Raw genomic sequence first — 25505 nt, 5'->3', positions numbered from 1 at the left:
TCTAGTTCCTCTTTTTTGATTTGTAGTTAACTAATGTTACGAATGTTCAGTATAAAAACAATTAGTGATTAATGAATTATGAGTATAAACAATGTAAAATAAAAAAATGGCCATTTTAATTGAGAATATCTTAAATTTTAATTTTCAAAAAAAAAAAAAATCTGCAGAAAAAGGGGAATAGCTAGTTGCAAAGACGTTATTGATTTCTAATTGTATTATTTTTTGATTATCATTTGACGAAAAAAGGTTGTTGTCCATATACATGATGAGTTATGATTATTAATAGCTTAAATTGTTTTTTGTTTTCTGGGCAAAATAATGCATTTTAAAGTGGGTGTTTTTTACTTTAAATGCAATTTTTTTTTGAAAGGGATGTACTAAAAAAATGGGGATTTTTCTGAAATTATCGTGGTTTTTTAAAGAACAAAAGAAATCATATCTATTGGGGATTTTTTTCTTAACATTAGTTGCTATTCTTAATATTATTCCCCCAAAAATAATTGGAAGTGTAGTTGACAGTATACAGCAGCATCAGATGAATACCCAGAAATTAGTTTTGTATTTATTTGCATTAGTAATAATTGGAATTGGACAGTATTTATTTAGATATTTTTGGAGGAGCTATATTTGGGGAAGCTCTGCTTTGCTTGAAAAAACAATTAGGACAAGGTTAGTTACTCATTTTGCGACAATGGATGAAACTTTTTATCAAAAATATCGGATTGGTGATCTGATGGCACATGCTACAAATGATATTACTGCAGTTCAACAAGTTGCAGGGATAGGAATTCTGACATTCGCAGATTCTATTATTACGGGAGTTTCTACAATTATTGCAATGATGTTTTTTGTGAACTGGAGATTAACATTGATTGCAATTATCCCACTACCGTTACTTGCAATATTATCAAGAACGTTGTGAAATATAATTCATAATGCATATGATAGGGCACAAGCAGAATTTTCAAGTATTAACAATAAAACACAGGAAAGTATTTTAGGAATAAAGGTAATAAAGGCACTAGGACAGGAAAAAGAGGATATAAAGGATTTTGATAATCATGTAAATGATGTGATTAAAGCAAATCGAAAGGCAAATTTCTTAGATTCACTTTTTGACCCGTTGACCAGTTTAATAATTGGATTAGCATACGTTGCCACCATTATTCTTGGTGGTTACTTTGTAGTGAATAATACAATTACTATAGGACAACTTATTTCTTTTATTTCTTATATTGGAATTTTAATATGGCCAATGTTTGCGATTGGAAGATTATTTAATATCATTGAACTAGGAAGTGCGAGTTATGACAGAATTCAATTGCTATTGTCTGAAAAGAGCAAAATCATTGAAGCATTTGATCCAGTTATGACACTGAAACAAGGAAATGTTAACTATGAAGTTGAAAGTTTTAAATATCCTGATGCAAATGAAATTGGGTTACAAAATATTAGTTTTGAAATTAAAAATGGAGAAATGTTGGGAATTGTTGGAAGAACTGGATCAGGAAAATCGACAATTTTAAAACTCTTTTTGCGGCAATTTGATAATTATTCTGGCGCAATTACAGTTGGTGGGGTAGATATTAGAAATTATAAATTAGATGCCTACCTTCCAGAAATTGGGTATGTACCACAAAACAGTATTTTATTTTCAACAACAGTTTTAGAAAATATTAGGTTTGCTAACCCCCAAGCAAGTATTGCTGAAGTTGAAAAGGTTGCATTTATTGCAGACCTACATGATGATATTTTGAAACTGCCTGATGGATATAACACACAAGTTGGTGAACAAGGTATATCTCTTTCAGGGGGACAGAAACAAAGATTAGCAATAGCTCGTGCTTTAATTTTAGACCCAGAAATATTAATTTTGGACGATTCCTTATCGGCAGTTGATGCCAAAACTGAGAACCATATTCTTAAAAGAATCAAAGAATTACGTGCTGATAAAACCACGATAATAGTTGCAAGCCGCTTGAGTAGTGTGATGAATGCACAAGAAATAATTGTTATTAATGACGGAAAGATTATTGAACGTGGGACACATAGTAATTTGATCAAGGAAAAAGGATGGTATGAGCAGACCTATGAGATGCAACAATTAGAGCAACAGTTGGAAGGGGGCAAAAAATAGTGGAGAAAAAGTCAGCATGGGCAAAAAGTATGAGTTTAAAAGAGCAATTTATAGTTTTGAAACGACTTTTGCCATTTGCAATGAAATTTAAATTACAATTTTTTACTGCAATTTCTTTTGCAGCAGTTTTGAGTGTAATTAATATCTTGTTACCCAAATTACTTCAGTATTATATGGATCATTTTCTTACTACCAAGAATGCTACATTGAATATCATGTTCTTTTTTGCAGGTATCTACTTTTTAGGTACAATTATTAAGGCATTGACGCAGTTTGTTCAGAATTTTTGTTATGCTATGGGTTCTGAAAGAACACTTGAGTTAATTAGGGTTAAACTATTCACCAAATTGCATAGATTAGGAATGAGGTATTTTGACCAAGTTCCAGCCGGATCAATTGTTTCTAGAGTGACAAACGATACAAAAACATTATTTGATTTTTGGATGCTTTTTTTAACCCTTTTAGTAGCTAGTTTTTCTAGTATTTCAGCTTTTGTGGCAATGTATTTTACTAACGCAAAATTAGCATTAATTGTTTTGCTATTCTTACCCATAGTTGTTGCAGTGATAGTATATTACCAACTGTACAGTTCAAAAATTTATCGACAGATGAGAGAATATCTTAGTGAAATTAATGCCAAGCTAAGTGAAAATTTACTTGGGATGAGTATCATTCAACAATTTAGACAAGAAAAACGGATTTTGAGAGAGTTTGAAATAACAAATGGTGATTATTTGAATATGAGGGTAGCAATGATTAAGGTTAATGCACTACTCCTTAATCCTGTGATAACGCTCTTGTTTATTCTTTCAGAAGTTGTAGCTTTGGGAGCTTTCGGAATTAGTGGGACAACGAACTTTGTTCAAGCTGGGATAATTTACGCGTTTTTATCATACCTTCAGAGCTTTTTTAATCCAATGTCTGATGTAATGAATTCTTTAACTGTTTTTCAAGATGGTATGGTAGCTGGGAGCCGTATTTTACGAATCATGGACGATGCTACATTAGCACCTAAACAAGAAGAAGATTCAGAAAAAAGAATAGTGGAAGGCAAGATCGAATTTGAAAATGTAACCTTTGCTTATGAAGAAGGAAAAGATGTACTTAAGGATATTAACTTTGTAGTTGAGCCAGGACAAACCATTGCGTTAGTCGGGCATACTGGCAGTGGGAAGAGTTCAACCATAAATATTTTGATGAGATTTTACGAGTTCGCTAAGGGTATAGTTAAAATTGATGGTACTGATATCCGAAATTATAGTACAAAAGAATTACGTGAAAAAATCGGATTAGTTTTGCAGGATTCATTTTTATTTTACGGTGATATTGCGTCAAATATTCGAATGTTTGATACAAATATTTCTGATGATCAAATAAAAAAAGCAGCAGAATTTGTACATGCAAGTCAATTTATTGAGAAATTACCACGTAAGTATCATACAAGGGTAATAGAACGTGGGGCAACCTATTCAGCTGGCGAAAAGCAATTATTGTCTTTTGCTAGGGTAATTGTTAGGAATCCTAAAATTTTAGTATTGGATGAAGCAACTGCAAATATCGATACTCAAACTGAATTACTTATTCAAGAAGGTTTAGAAAAAATGAGAGCAGGGAGGACAACGATTGTTATTGCCCATAGATTGTCGACGATTCGTGATGCAGATCAAATATTAGTGTTAGACGAAGGAAAAATAATTGAAAGAGGGACGCATGATGAACTTTTGGAAAAGAAAGGAAAATATTACGAAATGTATCAGTTGCAAACGTCACAAAAACGTTTGAATAATTAATTTATACGAAATAATTAGCGATGGTGGGTCAAAGTTTAACTTTGATCCATCCTTTTTTTATGGTAAAGCTGCTAAGTGATATTGAAAAAAATGAATTTGAGTTTAATTATAATTTTTGCAAAAAAAGATTATCATATTTTTAAAATAAAAAGGCCTGATTTAATAGGATTTTACCTTGTTTAAAATGCTAATTAGTTAGCGAAAAAAAATCAGCATAACAAAAAAAATAAACTTACTATTGCAAAGTGAAAAAAGAAGTGATAAAGTAGTTCTTGTAATAAAAAAAGTAACAATTGAGACAAAAAATAAATCATAAATCCTTGGAGGAAGTAACTATGACAAAAATGATGGCAGGACAAGCTTTGGCAAAAGTATTACTTGATTGGGACGTTGATCATATCTATGGTATCACAGCAGATTCAATTAATAACACGGTTGATGGCTTATATCAAGAAAAGGAAAATTTAAAATATATTCAGGTTAGACATGAAGAAGTTGGAGCTTTAGCAGCAGCAGCAGATGCAAAGCTAACAGGAAAAATTGGTGTGAGTTTTGGGTCAGCAGGACCTGGTGCAGTACATTTACTAAATGGTTTGTATGATGCGAAGATGGATCATGTACCTGTTTTGGCGATTGTTGGGCAATCTGCAACTGGAATAATGAACACTAATTTCTTTCAGGAAATGAATCAAGATCCGATGTTTGTTGATGTTGCACAATTTCATAAACAAGTTGTTAATGCTGAACAAATTCCATATGTAATTGATGAAGCAATTCGTTCAGCATATGCAACAAGTTCAGTTTCAGTTGTGATTATTCCGGATGATTTGTCTGGACAAGAAATCGAATTTACAGGATTCAAAACTAAGCCACTTAAGGCAGTTATGAGTCAGATTGCACCAAAAAAAGATGATATTACAACAGTTTTAAATGAATTAAAAAATGCAAAAAATCCAATCTTATGGGTCGGAAAAGGTGCATATGGTGCCCGTAAAGAAATCGTTGCAGTTTCAGAAAAATTTGGATTACCAGTAATATCGACAGCTCCATCGACAGGAGTAATGCCAACTAACCATGCTAACTTTATGGGCTCATGGGGACGTTTGGGGACAAAGCCTGCATTTGAGGCAGGATTAATGACTGACTTGGTTCTTTTTGTAGGTACAAACTTCCCATTTGCAAGATACTTACCTGAAACTGCAAAATTTGTGCAGGTTAACAATAATTTAGCAGATTTAGGTAAGCAAAGAGACGCAGATGTTACAGTTTTGTCCGATGCAAAATTATTTTTAGAAGAGTTATTAAAGGCAGATTTTTCAGTTGAAAATCGTCCATTTCTTGAAGCAGCACAAATAAACAAACGTAATTGGGATACATGGCTTGATAATCTGGCTGATGATGATAAAGCAGGATTGAGTGCTGAAGGAGTAATGCGTGCAATCAAAGATAATGCTAGTGATGATGCTATTTTTGGACTTGATGTTGGTAATAATACTGAATGGGCAATTCGTCAATTACCATTTGACAAGCATCAAAGATTCTCAATGTCAGCATGGTATGGAACAATGGGATTTGGATTGCCAGCTGGGCTTGCTGGGAAGTTGAGTTATCCTGATCGTGATGTCTGGACAATTTCAGGTGATGGTGGTTATGCGATGGTAATGCCTGATTTATTGACAGAAGTAAAATACAATTTGCCAGTTGTTAATGTGATTCTTGAAAACAAAGCATTTGGTTTTATCCAGCATGAAAAGTTAATGGCAAATCAAGCGCTCTATGGGATTGACTTATTGGGAGCAAATTGGGCACATATGGCTGAAGATATGGGTGCAATTGGTTTTACAGCAACCAATTTAGTAGAACTAAAAGAAGCAATGGAAAAAATTAAGAATTTACAAGAAAATGGAAATACAAAGCCAATTGTTTTAGATGCAAAAATTAAAAATGTTGATCCAATTGATACAAGTTTTGTTACAGTTGACGAGAACATTTTTGGTAAAGAAATGGTCGAGAATTATAGAAAGCAATATGATATTGGTGAGGATTTACAACCTGCTTTATCAAATATTTTAGAATCACTCTAAATTTTTGTAAAAAAAGGAGATGTTTGTAGTGCTAGTTATTAAGTATCTTAATCAAGGAATTGAAGAGAACATAGAATATGATTCACCTGATCAATTTGTAGCACGACAACAATTAGAAGTACCTGATTTACAAGATTATTATGAAATTAATAAAGTATTATTAGATGGGAAAAGTCTAAATGATTTTCATGGGAAAACAATTATTGATTTGTTTAACTATTATAATGTTTTGTAAAGTAATCATTGAGAGTGAAAGCGTGATAAACTTTGCTAGTTAATTTTCAAAGATTGTCTTATCTGTAATTAATAAAGAAATCCGTACTAAAATGTTATTTATAGTATGGATTTTTTTTATACGCAAATGTTAGTTGTAATTAGTTTGAATAATCACTATTATATGTAAAGTACCACCTATTTGAAGAAAGGACGACACCATTTATGAAACCAATTATTGGAATACCAAGTGATCAATTAATTGAGACTAACCCACGTATGCCTGGAGATTATTTGGCATACGCGCCACATGATGTAAAAGAGGCAATTTATGCAGCAGGTGGAATACCTATTATTTTACCTTTTCCTGAAAAGTTTGGAGATGTTAAAAATGATATAAAAGGAATAATTGAAATGATTGATGGGTTGATGATTCCTGGAGGGCCTGATGTTGATCCACTTTTTTATAACGAGGAACCTATTCCAGAAATTGGAATGACTCTTGGAATAAAAGATGAATTTGAAATAGCATTAATACAGGAAGCAATTAAAGTTCAAAAACCAATTTTGGGGATTTGTCGTGGGATTCAGGTCTTAAATGTTGCATTAGGTGGAACATTGTACCAAGACTTGATTTCACAAAACCCAAATGTCAAAATACAACATGCACAAGCAACACTTGGGCATTTTAAAACTCATCATATAAAGATTGAACAAAATAGTAATTTATTTGATTTGTTGGGTGAAAAAGCATTGGTAAATTCAAGGCATCATCAAGCTATTAAGCAGGTTGCTGAAGGATTGATTGTTGCGGCAACTTCACCAGACGGAGTAGTTGAGGCGGTTGAGTCTGAAGACAGCAATCAAATTTTAGCAGTACAGTGGCATCCGGAAAATCTTTGGCAAAATGATAAAGAACAATTTAAGTTGTTTACAGATTTTGTAGAACGTTCAAGTGAAAAAAAATAGAGGCCAAAAAATGACAGGAGATACTCAAAAAAAAATAATAGATGACTTAAAAGAACAGGGCGTTGATCTTTTAGAATTTATCTATGTTGATTATACTGGTTTACCGCGAGGGAAGACAGTGTTTCTTTCGGAAGTTGCACATCACTTGGAAGATGGAATTGGAATTACAAAGGCAATGCCCGCTTCCACAATGCGTGATGAAATTGTTTCAGTTTACGGAATGAATGCAGTTGGAGAATACAGACTAATTCCGGATTTAAAGTCATTGAGAATTTTGCCATATGCACCAACTGTAGCAACGTTGATGTGTAATTACTATGATCAAGATAATAATAGATTGGATTTTGATCCGCGTGTAGCATTGCAAAAGATTGTTAATGAATATAGTAAAATGGGTTACGAAATTAAAATGACATATGAAAATGAATTTATTTTGTATCAACAAGCGGAAACGGGTGAATTAGAGCCTTATAATCCTGAAATCTGTTTTTCAACGGAAGCAATGGACAATCTGTATAGATATCTACCAAGTCTTATTAAGAATCTTCGTAATGTTGGAATTAATCCTGTTGAATATTATCCAGAGGCTGGGGCAGGACAACATGAACTACCAATTTCGCCAACTGATCCACTAACTGCAGGTGACAATGAAATATTGTTAAAAAGAGTGGTAAAGAAATTTTTTGCAGATAATAATTTGTATGCAACATTTGCACCGAAGCCTAATTTAGAAACAGCATCTAACGGGGCACATGTACATCTATCCTTATGGAAAAATGGAGTAAATGTTTTTTATGATCAACAAGATAAATTAGAATTAAGCAAAATTGGATATTATTTTGTTGGAGGAATATTGAAACATATGAATTCGTTATTAGCCTTGACCTGTCCAAGTGTTAACTCTTATCAAAGGTTACAACCGGGGCATTGGAGTTCAGCTTATGCAATATTTGGGAAAGATAATAGAGAAGCTGCAGTTAGAATACCATCGACATTTGCAGGAGATAGGAAAAACTCAATGAATATTGAATTAAAGGCAAGTGATGCGACTGCCAATCCTTATATGGCATTTGCTGGAATTTTGAGTGCAGGATTAGATGGAATAATTAAAAAAATAATGCCACCAGCAGAGGTTGATGTGCAACCTGAAACGTTGACTGAAAAGCAAATTATGAAAAAGAAGATAGCACGTTTACCATTGAATTTATCTGAGGCATTACAGGCTCTTAAAAATGATTCAGTAATGATAAATGCTTTTTCAGATTTAGGAATTGAAGTCTATAGTAAAGTTAAACAAGCTGATGTGGATTATTTTAGTAAAAAAACAGCTGAAGAAATCGCAATGATTTACCGCGATATGTATTAGGAGGAAAAATGAATCTATCAGAATTTATTAAGTCAATGCCATTATTAGATCATCATTGTCACTATCTAATAAGTGCTGATGCCACAAATAGGGAAAAAAGATTGGCTCAGGTTTCAACGGAAGCTGATAATGATTATCCGCTAGAGGACACAAAAAATCGGATGGCTTGGTTAGAATTCAAAGATGAAGCAAAACATTTTTATAAAGGAAATGACCAAGATTACTTGCGAGATTTAAATGGAGAAGAATACAAAGAGTATAACCAGTCAATTTTTAAGTATTATAATTATCAGATGTTGCTAATTGATACAGGATTTGTTCCGAAAAATCCAATTACGAGTGATTCTGAAACTGAAGAATTGACGGGAGTTCTGATTCGAAAAATTTATCGAATTGAAACCCATGCTGAAAGCTGGATGGAAAAGAAGAGTAGTTTTGAACAATGGTGGGAAGCATTAAAATCAGATGTTGAACAGGCTAGTCAAAATGGATATGTAGGATTTAAGTCAATTGCGGCATATCGGTTTGGTTTGAGGTTAAAAAAAGTTGGGGAAGCAGAAGCAAAAAAAGAATTTGATGCATGGAAAAAATCTGGTAATACTCGACTAACTAATCCGACAATCATTTGTTTCATTCTTTGGAATTTGGCACCAATATTAGCTAAACAAAAAATGCCTTTGCAATTTCATGTGGGCTATGGAGATGCTGATACAGATATGTTTGAAGGAAATCCGTTGTTAATGCGGGTATTTCTAAATAGGTGGAGTATGGAAGGATTAATTGTTGTTTTACTTCATTGTTATCCATACCATCGTGAAGCTGGATATCTAGCTAGTGTTTTTCCTAATTTATATTTTGATACATCATTAATAAATCCATTGGGACCAACTTCAGTCGAGCGAGTATTAGATGAAGCTTTAGAGTTAGCACCATACTCACGTTATTTATTTGCTTCAGATGCTAGTACTTATCCTGAAATGTATGGTGTTGCAGCTAGGAAATTTAAAAATGCGCTACTTAATCATTTTACCGGATTAGAAATTGCTAGAGAGAAAAAAGAAGAGTGGATTAGGATGATCTGTTATCAGACGAGTACTAATATATATTTGAAAGAGAGAATTTAGAGAACAAATGAAGAATAAAAAATTATCATTAGTGGAAGTTTTGGGACTTTCAGTTGCTTTACTTGCACCAACTGGAGCTATGGCATTTAATACAGCAGGTGCTGTTGCTAGTTCTGGAGTGGTAGCTCCGTTAGGCTTCTTAATGGCTGGAGTGGGTATATTATTTGTAGGTATTTCTTTTGTCATGATGGGCAGAAATGTTGAAGGAGAAGGTTCTGTCTATGCATATAACACAAAAGCTCTAGGAGAAAAAACCGGATTCATTTCAGGATGGTTATTAATTCTGACATATGTAACATTTGCATTTAGCAGCTCAGCAGTAGTAGGTAATTTTCTAAATGTCTTTTTCAAACATTTTGATATTTCTTTGCCTGTACCTTTGTATGTGATTGCAGTTTTATTAATAGGTGGTGCTTTGAGTCACCTTGGAATTGAATTCTCAACAAAGTTTGCTATTGTTCTTGAATTATTTGCAGTTGGTGCGCTTATTGTATTGACCTTTGCAATTTTAATTCACGGAGGTGATGCTGGGATTACCACGAAGCCTTTAAATCCAGCGAACGGAACATTTTCTGGAATTGGTGCAGGAATGATTTTTGCGCTTATGTCATTTGCAGGTTTTGAAGGCTCGGCAACAATTGCCCCAAGAGCTAAAAGCCCGGCTAAAGCAATTACAGTAGCAATTTTTGGCTCAGTTATATTCGCTATGGTTTTTTATTTTATTGTTAGCTATACAGAAATTATAGGGTTTGGGACTGCTAATATTGCGAAAATGCAAAATTCTGCAGCACCTTTAAATTATTTATCCGTTAAGTATGTTGGTACTTGGATGGCAGTTTTTATTGACTTTGCGTCAATTACGAGTTATTTTGCTTGTTATTTTGGAGCTTTAAATGCAGGTGCCTTTATGATACAAGCATTATCCAAAGAAGGTTATTTGTTTACTTGGAGTAGCGATTTAAAAGGAGATAAGAAGACACCAACACATGCGTTAGACTTGATAACAATTTTGTCGCTAATTTTTTATGCAATTATTGGAATTGGTTTTGGTGTAAGTGCAGGTGATTATTATAATTACCTTGGTACAATTGGTGTAATTGCTTTGTTGTTGGTATATGTTCTTGTTAGTGTTGGAGCAATTGCATTCTTTTGGAAAAAAGGCAAGAAAAATTTTCTGATGTTATGTGCTCCAGTAATTGCAATTTTAATAATGATTTTTCCAATTTATAGTAATCTCTGGCCAATACCAACGTGGCCAATGAATATATTTCCGTATATTGTATTTATTTGGTTAATAATTGGGTTTTTCATACCCAAAAAAAGAAATTAAGTATATCGCAAGTAGCTAGAACTAAAAAAGGATTGCTAAGATGATAATGACTCGCACAAAATTGACTTTTTGTGGGGGTCATTTTTTTAATTACCTGTGTATTATGAATTAGATGAATGTAAAAGATTTTGAGTGTATGATGATGATAGCTATCTTGTTAGGAGGAAATTAATTTATGAAAATAGGAGTAATTGGATTAGGTAATATTGCACAAAAAGCTTATTTGCCAATATATACAAAAATTGGGAATCAAGCGGAATTTATTTTTGCAACGAGAAATGATGAAGTCAGAAAAAAATTACAAACACAATATAATTTAAAGAAGATAGTAAAGACAGTTGATGAATTAATTGATGAAAAAATTGAAGCTTGTTTTATTCATACTACAACGGAAAGTCATTTTGAATTAGCCAAAAAATGTTTGAGTAATGGAATTAATGTTTTTATGGATAAACCAGCTAGTGAGAATTTAGCGCAAGTTAAGGAATTACAACAATTAGCTTTGAAAAATTCTAAAATTTTGATGATTGGATTCAATCGTAGATTTGCGCCAATGGTCGAAAAATTAAAAAAAATAAAGAAAAAGAGAATTATTTTATTGCAGAAAAATCGTGCTGCTGCAACAGGTGATATAAAGTACATGATTTTTGATTTATTTATTCATATTGTTGATGTTGCAATCTATTTACTTGATGACAAAATTGTTAAAACAGAAAGTAATTTAATTGAAAATAATGGTAATATCGAAATGATTACTGTGTCTATTACAACGAAGAAAACGTTAGTGAATTTAGTAATGGATTTAAATAGTGGGGCAAATCGGGAATTATATGAGGTAACAAGCCCAGAAGGAACGTATACACTTGAAAACTTGTCTAGATTAAAAATTTTTAGAGACAATAAATCAGAATCTTATTATTTTGAAGATTGGGACAATCCACTTTATGTTAGAGGCTTCGAGCAAATGGTAACTCATTTTATCGATTCAGTTAAGATGAGTACGTCAAGTGATTTGAGACAAAAAAATATTTATCTTAGTCATAAAATTTGTGAAGAAATTATAAATAACATTAAAATTTCTTAGATTGGCTAATTAGTGATTATTAAGTTAAATTCTGAATAAGGATGTTGGGAGCCAGGGACATTTTTTGTTGGAAGTTTTTAATTAAGAATATGGGATAACGTAAATTTTTGTAGTACAATTGTAAAAGTTATATCAAATCTATTGTCAGTTGAGGTCTATCATGAACAATTTAGTTACCCTTTTTGAGAAGTATAAACAAGTTATTGCCTACCTTTTTTGGGGTGGAGCAACCACTGTGATTAATATTGGGATATTTGAAATTTGGAATATGCAGGGATTGAATTATCAAGTTGGAAATGTATTGGCGTGGTTTGTCTCAGTGTTAGTGGCATATATCTCTAATAAATTATGGGTTTTCAAGACACCGTTGGGGAATTTTAACGAGGCATTGAAAGAATCAAGCTCTTTCTTTTTTTACAGATCTTTGACTTTATTAATGGATATTGTAATTACATGGATTGGGATATCTATATTAGGATGGAATTCACTTATTGTAAAAATAATTGATAATGTGATTGTAATTTTGGCAAACTATTTTTTTAGTAAATGGTATATTTTTAAAAAGACAATACACTAATGTGATTTTTTCATAATAATTTCAAAAGTCATCATAAAATTAATAGATAAATAATATGTAGGTTGATCTAGCTTAATCTCACAAAAATCTAACAATGGATTGCAGAGGTTTAGTGTTAGTATCAATCTATTTTTAATTTACGATATATTTATATTTGAGATGATATAGGTAGATAGAATTAGGTTTATTTATAGTACATTAATTGTTATTTTTTATATGCATTTTCTAATGAATAATAAAAAGTTGGGTTATTAAAGATAACCATATATGGGATTTTTTTTTGAAAAGACAACATATTATACAAAAAACTTAATATTACAAAAACACACAAAACCGGGATTTCAAATATAAATCCCGGTTTTTAGGGGTTTTATTAATCAGATTACCTATGAAAGCGCATAAAAAATTTTTTTTGAATGTAAAAATAAGGTATATTTACAATATGGTGTTTATTGACGTGAACTAAGATATAAATTATAATTCGATTAAATTAAGAGAATGAAGTGATAGTTATGGAGTCAGTTTTTGATTTGGAAAATGTAGTTGAGGAAAAAGAAAGGGTGGAAATACTTACTAGAGAATTAGTTGCCACAAAAAGCGTTAATGGAACAAGCGGAGAAATTGATTTGGTAGAAAAGCTTGAAGAAATTTTAAGGAGTTTCAAAGTCTTTAAGCAGCATCCAGATTGGGTATGGACACAAAAAATTAAGGGTGATCAACTAGGTAGAAAAAATATTTTTGCTTTTCTTGGTAAAAAAAACGAACAAAAAACGGTGTTGTACCATTCTCATTTTGACACAGTAGGCATAGAAGACTTTGGTTCTGTTAAAGAACACGCTCTTGATTCTGACTATCTGGAGAATTATTTCGCGAATTATGATGGGGATGATGAAATCCAAGAAGATGCAAAGACTGGGGATTGGTTATTTGGACGAGGAGCATTGGATATGAAGAGTGGTGATGCTGTGAACATAGCAAATCTACTATATTTCAGTGAACATCCGGAAGAACAAACAGGTAACTTATTGTTTATGGGAAATTGTGTTGAGGAAAATGATCATAGCGGAGTGATTGCTGCATTAGATGAATTAAAGAGATTGCAAGAAGAGTGGGGATTGAAGTATAGCGTAGCAATAAATACTGATTTTATTAGTCCCAAGTATGCTGGCGACGAGAAAAAATATATATATTACGGCGCTGCTGGTAAAACATTAACTTGTTTTTATATTAAAGGTATTGAAACTCATGTGGGAAATACATATGCGGGAATTGATTCTACTTTAATAGCAAGTCATATTAATTCCTTAATTAATAATAATCCTGAATTTGTGGAAGATATCCCAGGTGAAGAAATTTTACCTTCTTCATGCCTAATGTTACGGGATCAAAAAGACTTTTATAATGTTCAAACAGCGAAAGTAACGGAGATGTATTTTAACACATTTACCTATAAGAAGCCTGTTTTTGAAATTATCGAACAATTGGAGCGAGCTGTAAAAGAAGAATGTGCCAAACTTTTGGAGAAAACGATAAAAAGGGAAAATGGTTTTTTAGAAAAATTAGATTTTCCTAATGTAAATAATACTCGTAAACTAAGTGTTTACAGTTTTGAAGAGTATTTGAATCACCTTTCTGACTTAGGCATCGATTATCATGAATTGATAAATGGTTTTGTTAGTGAAAATCAGAATCTTGATAAAAGAAATGCTGGTTTCAAACTAATCGATTATCTTGATCGACAGGTTAATGATAATGAAGCAAAAGTAGTTTTATTTCTAGCTCCTCCTTTTTGTCCGCACAATAGTATCTCAAAAGATTCAAAGGTTTACCAAGAACTAGAAAATGTATTGCAGGAAAATGCCGGCAAAATTGATTTTACTTTGAAACAATTTTTCCCATATTTATCTGATAGCAGTTATCTAATGATTGATGAGAGTTCGCAAGAAATAAATAAAATGAAGAGTAATTTTCCACTTGTGGATCAACTGTATCCATTACCATACGATAAAATGCGTGAATTAAATATACCTGCAGTTGACATTGGAGTTTATGGGAAAGGTGCTCATACCTGGAAAGAAAGAGTATATAAACCATACTCATTTGAAATATTACCGACTCTGATTAGAAAATTCACGCAAAAAGTTTGGCAAAGTTAAGGAGATTGAATTATGTTTGTAAGAAACGGGACATCAGTATTAAAAAAAGTGTTAACTTGTGCACCTACTTATTTAGATGAAGCTGCACCAATTAACGAAATTTCAAAAAAATATCAAGGACAACATTTGGATAAAGGAAAGTTACTTGATGAGTATCAACAATTATTGGATGCATACGCAAAAGCAGATATTCAGGTTGAACAATTAACACCACAGCCAAGTATGACTAATTCTGTGTTTGCAAGGGACTTTGGTGGATGTGTAAGAGAAGGATATATTTTAGGCAATTTCAAAGAACCATTACGATATTCTGAGCACAGTGAATATGAAGAAAAAATGAAGCAACTAGGGATTCCTAAGTTATTTGAAGTAAAAAAAGGACTCTTTGAAGGCGGTGATTTTGCATTTCTTCGTGAGAATATAATCGCTGTCGGAATAATTGAACGTACAAATATGGAAGGATTTGCTGAATTAAGAGAAGGATTAGAACCTTTAGGATACGAACTCTATCCCGTTCCGGCAGATTCAAGGTATTTGCACTTAGATATGTGTTTTAATTTGGTGGATGATAATCTAGCTGTAGCTTATGAAGAGGGCCTGCCTACAGCATTCAAAGTTTTACTCAAAAAACTAGGAATTGAAATCATTAAGGTGCCAGAGGAAGCAATTTTTAACCATGGTTGTAATTTAGAAAGTTTAGGTAATCATCGAGTCTTATCACTTAAACAAAATAAAGATGTGAATAAAGCTTTACGTGAACATGGGATGGATGTAATTGAACTAGATATTACAGAAACATTAAAGGCTGGTGGAGGGCCTCATTGCATGACATTTCCACTAAAACGTGTATAAAATTTGGAGGGGTTTAATATGAAAAAGTCATTGAAAAAAAGTTTGGGAGTTATTGGGGCAACACTTGCTTTAGGATTGGTACTGGCAGGTTGTAGTAATAGTTCTAGTTCGGATAATAGTGTTAAAAAGATTCAAGATAAAGGAACTTTAGTAGTTGGAACTTCTGCTGATTATGCTCCATTTGAATTTCCAATAGTGAAAAATGGGAAGAAGCAGATTGTTGGATATGATATGTTAATTGCACAAAAAATTGCTAAGGATTTAAATGTTAAATTAAAAATTGAAAATACTGAATTCTCATCTTTGATCTCAGAATTAAAGAGTAACAAAATTGATTTGATTCTTGCAGGTATGGTTTCAACAGATCAACGTAAAAAAGCAGTTGCCTTTTCTAAGTCATACTATGAAGTTGAAAATGTTTTGTTGGTACAAAAAAAGGATGCTGATAAATACAAATCTATTTCTTCACTGAAAGGAAAACAAGTTGGAGCACAACAATCGACAACTCAACAAGAAATTGGCCAAACACAATTGAAGAACAGTAATTTAGTTACTGAAAGTCTTGTAACAAGTTTAACAACTGAACTCTCCGAAGGAAAATTAGATGGTGTTATTGTTGAAAATGAAATTGCAAACAATTATTTGAAACAATATCCAAATAAATATGCAATTGCAAAAGTTAAATTGACAACACCTAAACAATACCGTCAAGTTAATGTGGCATTGAGAAAAGGTGATAAAGGTCTTCTTAAGAGAGTAAATAAAGAAATTACAAAACTTCAAAAGAGTGGAGAAATGACAAAGTTATTTAAAAAAGCAGAAAAGATACAAACAGAGTATTCTAAATAGTCAAAGTGAAGGGTGAAGACAATGTTCGATTTTTTAAAGCAGTATTATCCGGTCTTTCTTGAAGGAACTGCACAAACAATTTTAATATCAATAATCGGTATAATTATCGGCATCCTTTTGGGTCTGGTTTTTGTAATGTTACGTCTCTCAAAGATCAAAGTTCTTTCTTATATTGCTAGAGTGTACATTGCGATTGTTCGTGGTACACCAGCGATGATTCAAGTTATGTTGATTTATTATACGTTATCAAATGTCTTGGCTGTGCCGCAGATTCAATTTTTAGGGTCAGGGTTAGATAGAGTTATTCCAGGTTCAATTGCACTTGGGATAAATTCAGGGGCTTACACTGCTGAAATTTTTCGTTCTGGAATTATTTCAATTTCAAAAGGACAAACTGAAGCTGGAATTTCACTTGGACTTAGTGAAAGGACAACGATGTTTTCAATAGTGTTACCGCAGGCTATTCGAAATATTTTACCCGCTTTGGGAAATGAATTCATTTCTTTGGTAAAGGAATCTTCAGTATTATTTTATATTGGTGTACAAGAGGTAACTGCTGAGGCACTTGGGGTAGGAGGCACATTATACAATTTTGTACCACCTTTAATTGTTGCTGCCGCTATTTATTTTGTGCTAACCTTTGTACTTTCACAATTAATGCAGATAGTTGAAAAAAGAATGGGTCGGAAGTACACACAAAGTAACTAAGGAGGACAATGATGACATCAGAGAATATTATCGAAGTAAAAAATTTAAAAAAAGCGTATGCTGATAACGTTGTTCTTGAAGATATTTCATTTACAGTAAAAAAATCAGAAAAAGTGGTTTTAATTGGCCCTTCAGGTGGAGGGAAAAGTACCTTACTTAGGTGCTTGAATAAACTCGAGGGTGATTATTCTGGAAATGTTATTTTTGAAGGTGAAGATTTAAACGGTGCTAGCACCGATAAAATACGAACACTTAGACAAAAAATGGGAATGGTGTTTCAACAGTTTAATCTATTTCCTAATAAAACGGTACTGGAAAATATTACGTTTGCTCCTATCAAATTGAAAGTAGCAACGAGTGATGAAGCAAAAGAGCATGCTTATATGCTATTAGAACAAGTGGGACTATCAGAAAAAGCTAATGCTTATCCACAATCCCTTTCTGGAGGTCAACAACAACGTGTAGCTATTGCGCGTGCACTAGCAATGAATCCTGAAGTTATGTTATTTGATGAACCAACATCAGCACTTGATCCTGAAGTTGTTGGAGATGTATTAAGTGTAATGGAAAAATTAGCTGCTGACGGGATGACAATGATTATTGTTACACATGAAATGTCATTTGCCCAGAATGTTGCAGATAAAGTCTTATTTATGGATAAGGGTAAGATTGCAGATAGTGGTAATCCCAAGTATATCTTTGAAGAATCAGAAAATATGCGGACAAAGTCATTTTTATCTAAAGTGATGTAGATCTGTGAATGGAGTTGATAAGGTGGTTAGGTCATTATATGAACGTTCGTTAGAAGTATTACCTCCTGTTGCCAAAAGAGCAACCCAACTTGGAGTGACGAAAGGTGAAGGGGTATATCTAACTTCGGAAGATGGCGAACAATATCTCGACTTTGCAGCAGGAGTAGGTGTTGTTAACTGTGGACACAATAATCCCATAGTTGTTGAGGCAATTGAAAAGCAGTTGCATGAACTTGTTCATGGTGGGCATAATGTCGTTTATTACCCATCATATATTGAATTAGCGGAAAAGCTTGTAAAGAGGGTAGGAGAAGACTATAAAGTCTATTTTTCTAACAGTGGTGCTGAAGCAAATGAAGGTGCTGTAAAACTTGCGTTAAGTGTTACAAAGAGAAATGGAATTATTGCTTTTACGAGTTCTTTTCATGGAAGAACTCTTTTAACAGCAGCGATGACAGCTTCTAATGCACAATATCGTAAGAATTATGAGGGTGTATTGCCGCCAGTATATCACGTTGACTTTCCGGATGTATATAATTCAAAATTAAGTGCAGAAGATGAAATTGCACGGTGTATCAATCAACTTGAAAGTCTTTTCCACAGTGTATTAGCTCCTTCACAGGTAGCATGTATTGTTGTTGAACCTGTGCAAGGTGAGGGTGGATATCTACCTGCGCCAAAAGAATTCTTGGAAAAGTTAAGAGTGATTTGTGATAAATATGGAATATTGTTGATTTTTGACGAGATTCAAAGTGGATACGGGAGAACTGGATATTTATTTGCAAAAGACTACTATGGAGTCCAACCAGATATTTTGACATCAGCTAAGGGAATTGCAAATGGTATTCCACTAAGTGCTGTAATTGGTAAAACAGAATATATGGATCAATGGGAGCCTGGGGCACATGGCGGAACTTTTGGAGGTAATCCTTTGGCGTGTGCTGCTGGAAGTGCAGTGTTAGATATTATGAATGATGATTTCCTGGGAAATGTGCGAGAAAAAGGTGATTATTTCAAGGGAAAGCTTGAATTATTAAAAGATAAATATGATGTCATTAGTTGTGTTCGTGGACTAGGATTGATGATTGGAGTTGAATTTAGAACTTCTGGGAATAATGAACCTGCTACTGCTCTTGTTGCCAAGATTAGAGAGGAAGCTTTAAAAGAACATTTAATCCTACTAAATTGTGGGGTTTTTCATAATGTGATTCGTTTTATCCCACCACTAATTGTTTCTAAGGAAGTTATTGATGAAGCCTTAGAAATAATTGACAGAAGTATTGCAAAAAGTATAACAAAGTAATGAAAGGAGTCATAAAATGGCATATAAAGTTATTAATCCATATTCAGGAGAAATTGTAAGGGAATATGAATTGATGTCTAAAGAACAGGTTGCAGCAAAACTTGATAGAGCTGAAGCTTTTTACAAATCTCAAAAAAATGTGAGCTTTTTGGAAAGAGCAGAAAAATTAGAAAAATTTGCTAAATTGCTTGAAGAAAAGCAGGATGAGTTAGCAAGAGAAGCAGCACTCAATATGGGGAAAAAAATAACTGAGGGAAAAGGCGAAGTTTTATTATGTGCAAACCTAGCTCATTATTATGCTGACAAAGGGCCTGAGTTACTTGAATCCAAGCCATATGAATATGGTAATGGGAAAAAGGCAGTGCTAGAGTACCATTCGATAGGAATTGTTTTAAGCGTTGAACCTTGGAATTTCCCATATTCTCAAGTTGTTAGAGTATTAGCTCCTAATTACTTATTAGGTAATCCGGTGGTTCTTAAACATGCGGGAATTGTTGCAGGATGTGCAGTATTACTTGAGAGTTTGGCAAAAGAGGCAGGACTTGGTGAGGGAGCATTTACAAATCTTTTTGTCTCCCATGATCAAGTTACTGATATTATTGCTGATGAAAGAGTGCAAGGTGTTGCTTTGACAGGTTCAGAAGATGCTGGACGGATAATTGCAAGTCAAGCTGGAAAGAGTCTAGTTAAATCAACTATGGAGTTAGGTGGAAGTGATGTATTTGCGATTCTTGATGATGCAGATTTAGAGTTAGCAGTCGAAGATGCCATTGGGGCACGTTTACGAAATGCTGGGCAAGTATGTACGTCAGCCAAACGTTATGTAGTTGAGGCAAAAATTGCAGATCAATTTATTTCAAGTATAAAGGAAAGATTCACAGATATTAGATTAGGAAGTCCTCTTGAACCTGATACCGAACTAGCACCTCTTTCTTCAAAAAATGCAGTTGATGTTTTACAAAAGCAAGTTGAAGAAGCAGTTGCTAATGGGGCCAATCTTTTAGTACATGGTGGGCCAGTTAAAGGAACTGGTAATTTTTTCAAGCCAGTTGTTTTAACAGATGTAAGTCCGGAGAACCCGGCCTATTATCAAGAATTTTTTGGACCAGTTGCGCAGGTTTATGTAGTACCTGATGACGAAGCTGTCATTAAATTAGCAAATGATTCTTTCTTTGGCTTAGCAGGAGCTGTATATTCGAAAAACATTGAAAGAGCACATGCAGTTGCTTCAAAGATTGAAACTGGGCAGGTCTTTATTAATCGCCCATCTGGTGCACACCCAGAGCTGCCGTTCGGGGGAGTTAAGCATTCTGGATATGGTCGAGAAATGAGTGATTTAGGACTCTATGAGTTTGCTAATGAAAAAATAATTGTATTTGGGTAAAAGAGTGGTGTAATCTGATAGTGCAAGAGGGATGTGCCAATTATTTGTGGAGTTGGTGCATCTTTTTTTATTGTTTTAAGAGATATAAATTGTTCTGACTGATGATGGATTTTTTTGGAGGTAATCATGAAAAATAATGTACTGAATTTAGGGCTTAGGAAACAAGTAGATGATTGTAAGCCATATATCGCTGGTGAGACAGAAGCCGCAGTTTTAAAAAAATATGGATTGAACGAGGTTGTAAAGCTTGGTTCAAACGAAAATCCATTTGGTCCTTATGATAATGCAAAAAAAGCAATGCAAGAGAGTATAAATTTATTAAATAGATATCCAGAAGATGATTATGTTGATTTAACTGCAACACTAGCTGAGATAAACAATCTAAGTGTTACAAACATTGCATTAGGTAGTGGTGCTGGTAATGTTATTGAAACAGTGGCTAGGCTATTACTTGATGAAGGCGATGAAGTAATGGTTGCAAAACCTACTTATCGATTGTATCGAGAAGTATCAATCTTAATGGGCGCTACTATAAAAGATATTCCTGTAAATAGTGACTTCACATATGACCTTTGTGCAATGAGGCAACAAATTACGAACAAAACAAAACTAATATGGTTATGTAATCCTAATAATCCAACAGGGGTTATTAGTGATAAAAATGAACTCGAAGAATTTATTGCTACAGTTGGTGAAAATGTTTGGATTGTTTTGGATGAAGCGTATGCTGACTTTATTAATGATGGTCAAAGGCCAGAAATAACAGAACTTCTGCAAGATAAAAAATTGATTGTTATCAGAACCTTTTCCAAATTTTATGGAATGGCAGGAGCACGTGTTGGATATATTATGGCACAGGCACCTGTTATTAAGGCATTTGATACAATAACAGAGCCGTTTTGTGTAAATCGTGTAGGTTTGTTCGCTGCAAGAGCGACATTATTGAATGACCAAGATCAAGCAGCAAAAATAAAGGATTTTTTGTTAAAGGAACGTACTAGAGTTAGTGAAAGTTTAACTGCAAAGGGCTTTTTAGTAATACCTTCAAGTTCTAATTTTATTTTTGCCAAATTGCCAAATAACTTAGACTCAACAGAAATTTGTGAACAGTTAATGGCCAAGGGAGTTATTATCCGTGAATGTAATGCATGGGGATATCCTGAATATGTAAGAATAACAGTTGGCAAGAAAGAAGAAAATGATTTCTTATTGAATAAACTAGAAGAGATAATTTAATAAGGAATCATGTGTTTTGACTGTTGTAATGGGAAAGGACATGTGTTATAAGAAACTCCAAAAAAGATTAGACATTTTGTCTAATCTTTTTTTTAAACTATTCTTAAGTGGCATATTTTTTCTTTTTAAGCTAATTAAATTAAATTCCTAGACGACCCCCGTGAACCTTTACAACATTTGATGTAATGATAAATGCCTCAGAGTCAATGTCATGTATTGCGCGTAGCAAAGGACCATAACTTTGGTTATCAACGACAAGCATTAGTAATTCTTTGTGATTGTCGCTGTAGCCACCACGGACGTCATAAATAGTCAAACTGTGATCGACATTAAGAGCCATTTTTTTAATTTCAGCTGTTTTATGGAGACTCATGACTTGAATTTGAAATTTATGATCTAGTCCAGTTTCAATGTAACGCATTACTATTGAAGTAATAACGATGGAAAAAGCAGCCATAAAAAAAGCATTTAGCCCCATCGTGAAGATATTAAAAAAAGTGACTACAGAATCAATGAAAAGCAGTGAAATTGCAGTGTTTATATGAAAATATTTTCGAATGATTAGCGGCGGTACTGTAGTCCCCCCACTAGATGCATCAATTCTGTAAAGAATAGCAATACCGACTGCAAAAATAGTTCCACCAATGATAACAGCTAAGAGAGAATCATCAACGAGTTTGAAACTAGGTGTTATATACATTAAAAGTGGAAGTAAAAAGCTACCTAATGCAATTTTTTGAACAATGGATTTTTCTAAGAAAAAAAAAGCTAAAGTTACCATTATTATATTTATAACCAAAACTGAAATAGCAGTGTTGATACCAAATGTAGCATTTAATAAGATAGCAATCCCAGTTGCACCACCTGCGGCAACCTCAATTGGTGAATAGAAAAAATTAATGGAGATCACTATTATTTCGAGTGCGATAACCAGTATTAAAAATTTTATGAATGGATTTGTACTAAGCCTATTTGACATAAAGGACTCCTCCCAAATATTAGTTGTATTGTTATTTTATCAAAAGTTTAGTGAAGATGCGATAATTCGCTAACTGTTAGGTCAAGTGCTTTGAATATATTCATCGTAATTGGTGGATCAAACGGGCGACATTCTCGGCTGTTTGAGAGATATCTTGTTTACTATTTTTAAAAGCTTGTTCAAGATTTTTGGGACCATTCATTGTAGAAAATACAGCATCAAATGTATTATTTTGATACAAAGAGTCAATATCGTTACCAATTTTTCCGGTAAGAACGATTACGGGAATATTAGGCAAGATACTTTTAGCAGCTTTGGCAACTCCAAATGGTGTTTTACCAAACTGTGTCTGAAAGTCAACACTACCTTCTCCGGTAAAAACAAAATCTGCATTAACTATTTTTTTTTTCAGATTTGTATAATTTATGATGATATTAATTCCGTTAGCCATACTTGCATTTGTAAAAGCCATTAATCCTGCACCTAGACCACCGGCGGCACCAGCTCCTGATAAATCAGCAAAGTTTTTGTGGAAAGACTCTTGTAGTATTGTAGAGTAATGTATCATATTTTTTTCTAATTGTCTGACTACATTAGGGGTAGCTCCTTTTTGTGGTCCAAAAATGAAAGATGCACCATTCTGACCAGTTAACGGATTAGTGACGTCTGCAGCAATTTTAATAGGAATATGTTTCAAGCGTTTATCAATATCGGTGCAGTCAATTTTGCTAAGTTTATCTAATGATTTTGCTCCAAAAGCAATGTTGTTTCCGTTAGAATCAAGTAACTTAGCTCCAATTGCTTGTGCCATTCCTGCACCACCGTCATTCGTGGCACTTCCACCAAGTCCAATTATAATTTCTTGGGCATCATGATTTAATGCATCGATTATTAATTCACCAGTTCCGTATGTTGTAGTAATCATTGGATTTGCTGTTTTTTTATCTATGTAAGAGATCCCACTTGCCTCAGACATTTCAATTACTGCCGTTTTTTTATCTCCTAGTAGTCCATAGGTAGCTGTTACCTTATTTTCTAGTGGGCCAGTAACTTTTTTTTGGATTAAGGTTCCATGTGTGGCATCAACTAACGATTGAACTGTTCCTTCACCGCCATCTGCCATTGGAACTAGCTCAAAAAGGGCATGCGGAAATATTTTGGAAATACCTTCTTTTATTGCCAATGCAACTTCTTTTGCTGTTAGGCTTCCTTTGAAGGAGTCTGGAGCGATTACAAATTTCATATTAATTCTCCTATACATGTTATGACTATGTTCAGTTTAATAAAGTATACAACAAAGAAAAGATAAGGTTAGTCGAATGTTATAGAAAAATAATTTTAATATAAATATGAATGGAATAATCATTTCAAACAAAAAAAATGACCACTTATGTATAAGTTGTTTACCTTTTTGGATACATGTGTTCTACTAAACAAGAAGGGAAAGATTCTATGAGAATTAAAATTGAAATTGATAAGAATATCCAAGAAACAGAGCTTGTAATTCGAACGTTTGAACAAAATGAACAAGTTGATAAACTATATAGAAATATTTTAGAAAAAATGGAAAATAATAAAATTCCTTTATTTAAAGGAGCAACTGAGTTTTACATGGTCTTTTCAGAAATTCTTTTTTTTGAAACTGATGAAAGAAATATTAATGCACATACTAAATCAGAGCTATATGAAACAAAATTGCGTTTATATGAACTTGAAAAATTGGTACCGCAAAATTTTATGAGAATTTCCAAGTCGACAATTGTTAATTTGGACAAAGTCTATGCATTGACACATGCTTTGACTGGAAATTTAATTGAATTTCATGATTCTTATAAGCAAGTCTATGTATCACGGAGATATTTTAAAGATGTGAAAAGAGCTTTGGAAAGTAAGGAGAATTAGAATATGAAGACAAAACGTATCTTTTGGGGCTTAATTTTGTTAATTTTAGCGATATTATTGGTGATAACAAAGTTGGAATTGCTTCAACTGCATTTCAAATTTTGGACATTAGTACTAACTATAGCGTTTATTTTTACACTTATACATGGAATATTACATAAACGAATCTTTCAAAGTGTATTTTCGCTCGCTTTTTTAGCTATGATTTACGCAAATAGTTTAGGAATTGCAAGATTGGTACCATGGACTTTACTTTTTGTAGCACTACTTGTAAGTATAGGACTATCAATGATTACAAAACCTTTCGATAAAAATGGAAAATCGAATTGGGAACAAAAACATAAAATCAGTTCATACGAATTTGGTGATTCACGGCAGGATATTAAAATCAAAGAAAAAATGTCGTCAAGTGTACGATATGTCAAAGCTAATAATCTGGCACGAGTTAACATAAACGTAACGGTTGCTTCTTTAAAAGTTTATTTTGACAACGTAGATTTTGAAGGAGATACAGCAACGGTCTTTATTAACGGGTCTTTGAGTGAGATTAAGCTAATTTTGCCGTTAGAATGGGAAGTTGTAGTAAATTTAAATAGTGTATTGAGTGAAGTTGATAATTCAAAGCAAACCAATAGTATTTATCATAAAAAAATTTTGATAGAGGGTAACTTAAATCTTTCAGAATTGAAAATCGAATATATTTAAAACTG

Annotated in this window: 21 protein-coding genes and 1 pseudogene; 20 read left to right on the top strand and 2 right to left on the bottom strand. The window is 33.2% G+C overall.

All coding sequences use genetic code 11. From position 1 onward, the window contains the following. Positions 1-385: 385 nt before the first annotated feature. From FC80_RS01665 to hisC, 18 genes and pseudogenes are all read left to right on the top strand, one after another. Positions 386-2137 (top strand): annotated as a pseudogene (locus FC80_RS01665) (ABC transporter ATP-binding protein). Further along, a complete protein-coding gene (locus FC80_RS01660; RefSeq protein WP_057828417.1) occupies positions 2137-3927 on the top strand; it encodes an ABC transporter ATP-binding protein in 1791 nt (596 codons plus the stop codon). Before FC80_RS01665 ends, FC80_RS01660 begins: the two are co-directional and overlap by 1 nt. Before the next feature lie 335 nt (positions 3928-4262). Then, positions 4263-6011 carry a thiamine pyrophosphate-dependent enzyme gene (locus FC80_RS01655; protein WP_057828416.1) on the top strand — a complete coding sequence of 583 codons (1749 nt, stop codon included), beginning with the start codon at positions 4263-4265 and terminating at the stop codon, positions 6009-6011. 19 nt (positions 6012-6030) lie between these two features. After that, positions 6031-6246: a hypothetical protein gene (locus tag FC80_RS01650; RefSeq protein WP_338038115.1), complete on the top strand. Its 216-nt coding sequence runs from the start codon at positions 6031-6033 to the stop codon at positions 6244-6246. Between the two features lie 203 nt (positions 6247-6449). Then, positions 6450-7193, top strand: a complete 744-nt coding sequence (locus FC80_RS01645) for a gamma-glutamyl-gamma-aminobutyrate hydrolase family protein (protein ID WP_057828414.1) — start codon at positions 6450-6452, stop codon at positions 7191-7193. A gap of 10 nt (positions 7194-7203) precedes the next feature. Next, entirely contained in the window at positions 7204-8559 is a 1356-nt protein-coding gene (locus FC80_RS01640; RefSeq protein ID WP_057828413.1) for a glutamine synthetase family protein, read from the top strand. A gap of 8 nt (positions 8560-8567) precedes the next feature. Beyond that, a complete protein-coding gene (locus FC80_RS01635) occupies positions 8568-9683 on the top strand; it encodes an amidohydrolase family protein (protein ID WP_057828412.1) in 1116 nt (371 codons plus the stop codon). Positions 9684-9690: 7 nt separating this feature from the next. Then, on the top strand, positions 9691-11013 hold the full coding sequence (locus FC80_RS01630) for an APC family permease (RefSeq protein ID WP_057828411.1): 1323 nt from the start codon (positions 9691-9693) through the stop codon (positions 11011-11013). Positions 11014-11188: 175 nt separating this feature from the next. Beyond that, complete coding sequence (locus FC80_RS01625; RefSeq protein ID WP_057828410.1) at positions 11189-12097, top strand: Gfo/Idh/MocA family protein; 909 nt, start codon at positions 11189-11191, stop codon at positions 12095-12097. 160 nt (positions 12098-12257) lie between these two features. After that, positions 12258-12674, top strand: coding sequence for a GtrA family protein (locus FC80_RS01620; RefSeq protein ID WP_057828409.1), 417 nt, complete (start codon positions 12258-12260; stop codon positions 12672-12674). A gap of 512 nt (positions 12675-13186) precedes the next feature. Next, positions 13187-14830, top strand: a complete 1644-nt coding sequence (locus tag FC80_RS01615; RefSeq protein WP_057828408.1) for a M20/M25/M40 family metallo-hydrolase — start codon at positions 13187-13189, stop codon at positions 14828-14830. 12 nt (positions 14831-14842) lie between these two features. Next, the gene (locus FC80_RS01610) at positions 14843-15682 is read left to right on the top strand and encodes a dimethylarginine dimethylaminohydrolase family protein (protein ID WP_057828407.1); all 840 of its coding nucleotides are present in this window, start codon (positions 14843-14845) and stop codon (positions 15680-15682) included. 18 nt (positions 15683-15700) lie between these two features. Beyond that, the gene (locus FC80_RS01605; RefSeq protein WP_057828406.1) at positions 15701-16531 is read left to right on the top strand and encodes a transporter substrate-binding domain-containing protein; all 831 of its coding nucleotides are present in this window, start codon (positions 15701-15703) and stop codon (positions 16529-16531) included. Between the two features lie 21 nt (positions 16532-16552). Beyond that, the gene (locus tag FC80_RS01600) at positions 16553-17239 is read left to right on the top strand and encodes an amino acid ABC transporter permease (protein ID WP_057828405.1); all 687 of its coding nucleotides are present in this window, start codon (positions 16553-16555) and stop codon (positions 17237-17239) included. Positions 17240-17250: 11 nt separating this feature from the next. After that, complete coding sequence (locus tag FC80_RS01595; protein ID WP_083486899.1) at positions 17251-17991, top strand: amino acid ABC transporter ATP-binding protein; 741 nt, start codon at positions 17251-17253, stop codon at positions 17989-17991. Between the two features lie 22 nt (positions 17992-18013). Further along, positions 18014-19294: an aspartate aminotransferase family protein gene (locus FC80_RS01590; RefSeq protein ID WP_057828404.1), complete on the top strand. Its 1281-nt coding sequence runs from the start codon at positions 18014-18016 to the stop codon at positions 19292-19294. A 16-nt stretch (positions 19295-19310) separates the two neighbouring features. Further along, complete coding sequence (locus tag FC80_RS01585; RefSeq protein WP_057828403.1) at positions 19311-20678, top strand: NAD-dependent succinate-semialdehyde dehydrogenase; 1368 nt, start codon at positions 19311-19313, stop codon at positions 20676-20678. Between the two features lie 126 nt (positions 20679-20804). Next, positions 20805-21914 carry a histidinol-phosphate transaminase gene (gene hisC, locus FC80_RS01580; protein ID WP_057828402.1) on the top strand — a complete coding sequence of 370 codons (1110 nt, stop codon included), beginning with the start codon at positions 20805-20807 and terminating at the stop codon, positions 21912-21914. A gap of 139 nt (positions 21915-22053) precedes the next feature. Here the strand turns inward: hisC and FC80_RS01575 are convergent, their stop codons facing one another. After that, positions 22054-22893, bottom strand: a complete 840-nt coding sequence (locus FC80_RS01575) for a YitT family protein (protein ID WP_057828401.1) — start codon at positions 22891-22893, stop codon at positions 22054-22056. 100 nt (positions 22894-22993) lie between these two features. Beyond that, on the bottom strand, positions 22994-24136 hold the full coding sequence (locus tag FC80_RS01570) for a glycerate kinase family protein (protein WP_057828400.1): 1143 nt from the start codon (positions 24134-24136) through the stop codon (positions 22994-22996). Positions 24137-24345: 209 nt separating this feature from the next. Here FC80_RS01570 and FC80_RS01565 point away from each other — a divergent pair, with 209 nt between their 5' ends. Together FC80_RS01565 and FC80_RS01560 are read left to right on the top strand one after the other, a co-directional pair. Next, on the top strand, positions 24346-24795 hold the full coding sequence (locus FC80_RS01565; protein WP_057828399.1) for a LytTR family DNA-binding domain-containing protein: 450 nt from the start codon (positions 24346-24348) through the stop codon (positions 24793-24795). Between the two features lie 3 nt (positions 24796-24798). After that, complete coding sequence (locus FC80_RS01560) at positions 24799-25500, top strand: LiaF transmembrane domain-containing protein (protein WP_057828398.1); 702 nt, start codon at positions 24799-24801, stop codon at positions 25498-25500. Positions 25501-25505 lie beyond the last annotated feature (5 nt).

The organism is Liquorilactobacillus cacaonum DSM 21116 (assembly GCF_001436735.1).
Classification (GTDB): Bacteria; Bacillota; Bacilli; order Lactobacillales; family Lactobacillaceae; genus Liquorilactobacillus; species Liquorilactobacillus cacaonum.
Note: the sequence above shows the minus strand (reverse complement) of the source record. Positions and strands in the feature narration are given on the sequence as shown.

What these genes read in the sequence shown, in the direction of transcription:
- FC80_RS01615 (WP_057828408.1), top strand. Translation starts at nt 13,187, where the DNA reads ATGGAGTCAGTTTTTGATTTGGAAAATGTAGTTGAGGAAAAAGAAAGG.
- FC80_RS01610 (WP_057828407.1), top strand. Translation starts at nt 14,843, where the DNA reads ATGTTTGTAAGAAACGGGACATCAGTATTAAAAAAAGTGTTAACTTGT.
- FC80_RS01640 (WP_057828413.1), top strand. Translation starts at nt 7,204, where the DNA reads ATGACAGGAGATACTCAAAAAAAAATAATAGATGACTTAAAAGAACAG.
- FC80_RS01650 (WP_338038115.1), top strand. Translation starts at nt 6,031, where the DNA reads ATGTTTGTAGTGCTAGTTATTAAGTATCTTAATCAAGGAATTGAAGAG.
- FC80_RS01585 (WP_057828403.1), top strand. Translation starts at nt 19,311, where the DNA reads ATGGCATATAAAGTTATTAATCCATATTCAGGAGAAATTGTAAGGGAA.
- FC80_RS01565 (WP_057828399.1), top strand. Translation starts at nt 24,346, where the DNA reads ATGAGAATTAAAATTGAAATTGATAAGAATATCCAAGAAACAGAGCTT.
- hisC (WP_057828402.1), top strand. Translation starts at nt 20,805, where the DNA reads ATGAAAAATAATGTACTGAATTTAGGGCTTAGGAAACAAGTAGATGAT.
- FC80_RS01630 (WP_057828411.1), top strand. Translation starts at nt 9,691, where the DNA reads ATGAAGAATAAAAAATTATCATTAGTGGAAGTTTTGGGACTTTCAGTT.
- FC80_RS01635 (WP_057828412.1), top strand. Translation starts at nt 8,568, where the DNA reads ATGAATCTATCAGAATTTATTAAGTCAATGCCATTATTAGATCATCAT.
- FC80_RS01575 (WP_057828401.1), bottom strand. Translation starts at nt 22,893, where the DNA reads ATGTCAAATAGGCTTAGTACAAATCCATTCATAAAATTTTTAATACTG.
- FC80_RS01570 (WP_057828400.1), bottom strand. Translation starts at nt 24,136, where the DNA reads ATGAAATTTGTAATCGCTCCAGACTCCTTCAAAGGAAGCCTAACAGCA.
- FC80_RS01645 (WP_057828414.1), top strand. Translation starts at nt 6,450, where the DNA reads ATGAAACCAATTATTGGAATACCAAGTGATCAATTAATTGAGACTAAC.
- FC80_RS01605 (WP_057828406.1), top strand. Translation starts at nt 15,701, where the DNA reads ATGAAAAAGTCATTGAAAAAAAGTTTGGGAGTTATTGGGGCAACACTT.
- FC80_RS01600 (WP_057828405.1), top strand. Translation starts at nt 16,553, where the DNA reads ATGTTCGATTTTTTAAAGCAGTATTATCCGGTCTTTCTTGAAGGAACT.
- FC80_RS01655 (WP_057828416.1), top strand. Translation starts at nt 4,263, where the DNA reads ATGACAAAAATGATGGCAGGACAAGCTTTGGCAAAAGTATTACTTGAT.
- FC80_RS01560 (WP_057828398.1), top strand. Translation starts at nt 24,799, where the DNA reads ATGAAGACAAAACGTATCTTTTGGGGCTTAATTTTGTTAATTTTAGCG.
- FC80_RS01620 (WP_057828409.1), top strand. Translation starts at nt 12,258, where the DNA reads ATGAACAATTTAGTTACCCTTTTTGAGAAGTATAAACAAGTTATTGCC.
- FC80_RS01595 (WP_083486899.1), top strand. Translation starts at nt 17,251, where the DNA reads ATGACATCAGAGAATATTATCGAAGTAAAAAATTTAAAAAAAGCGTAT.
- FC80_RS01625 (WP_057828410.1), top strand. Translation starts at nt 11,189, where the DNA reads ATGAAAATAGGAGTAATTGGATTAGGTAATATTGCACAAAAAGCTTAT.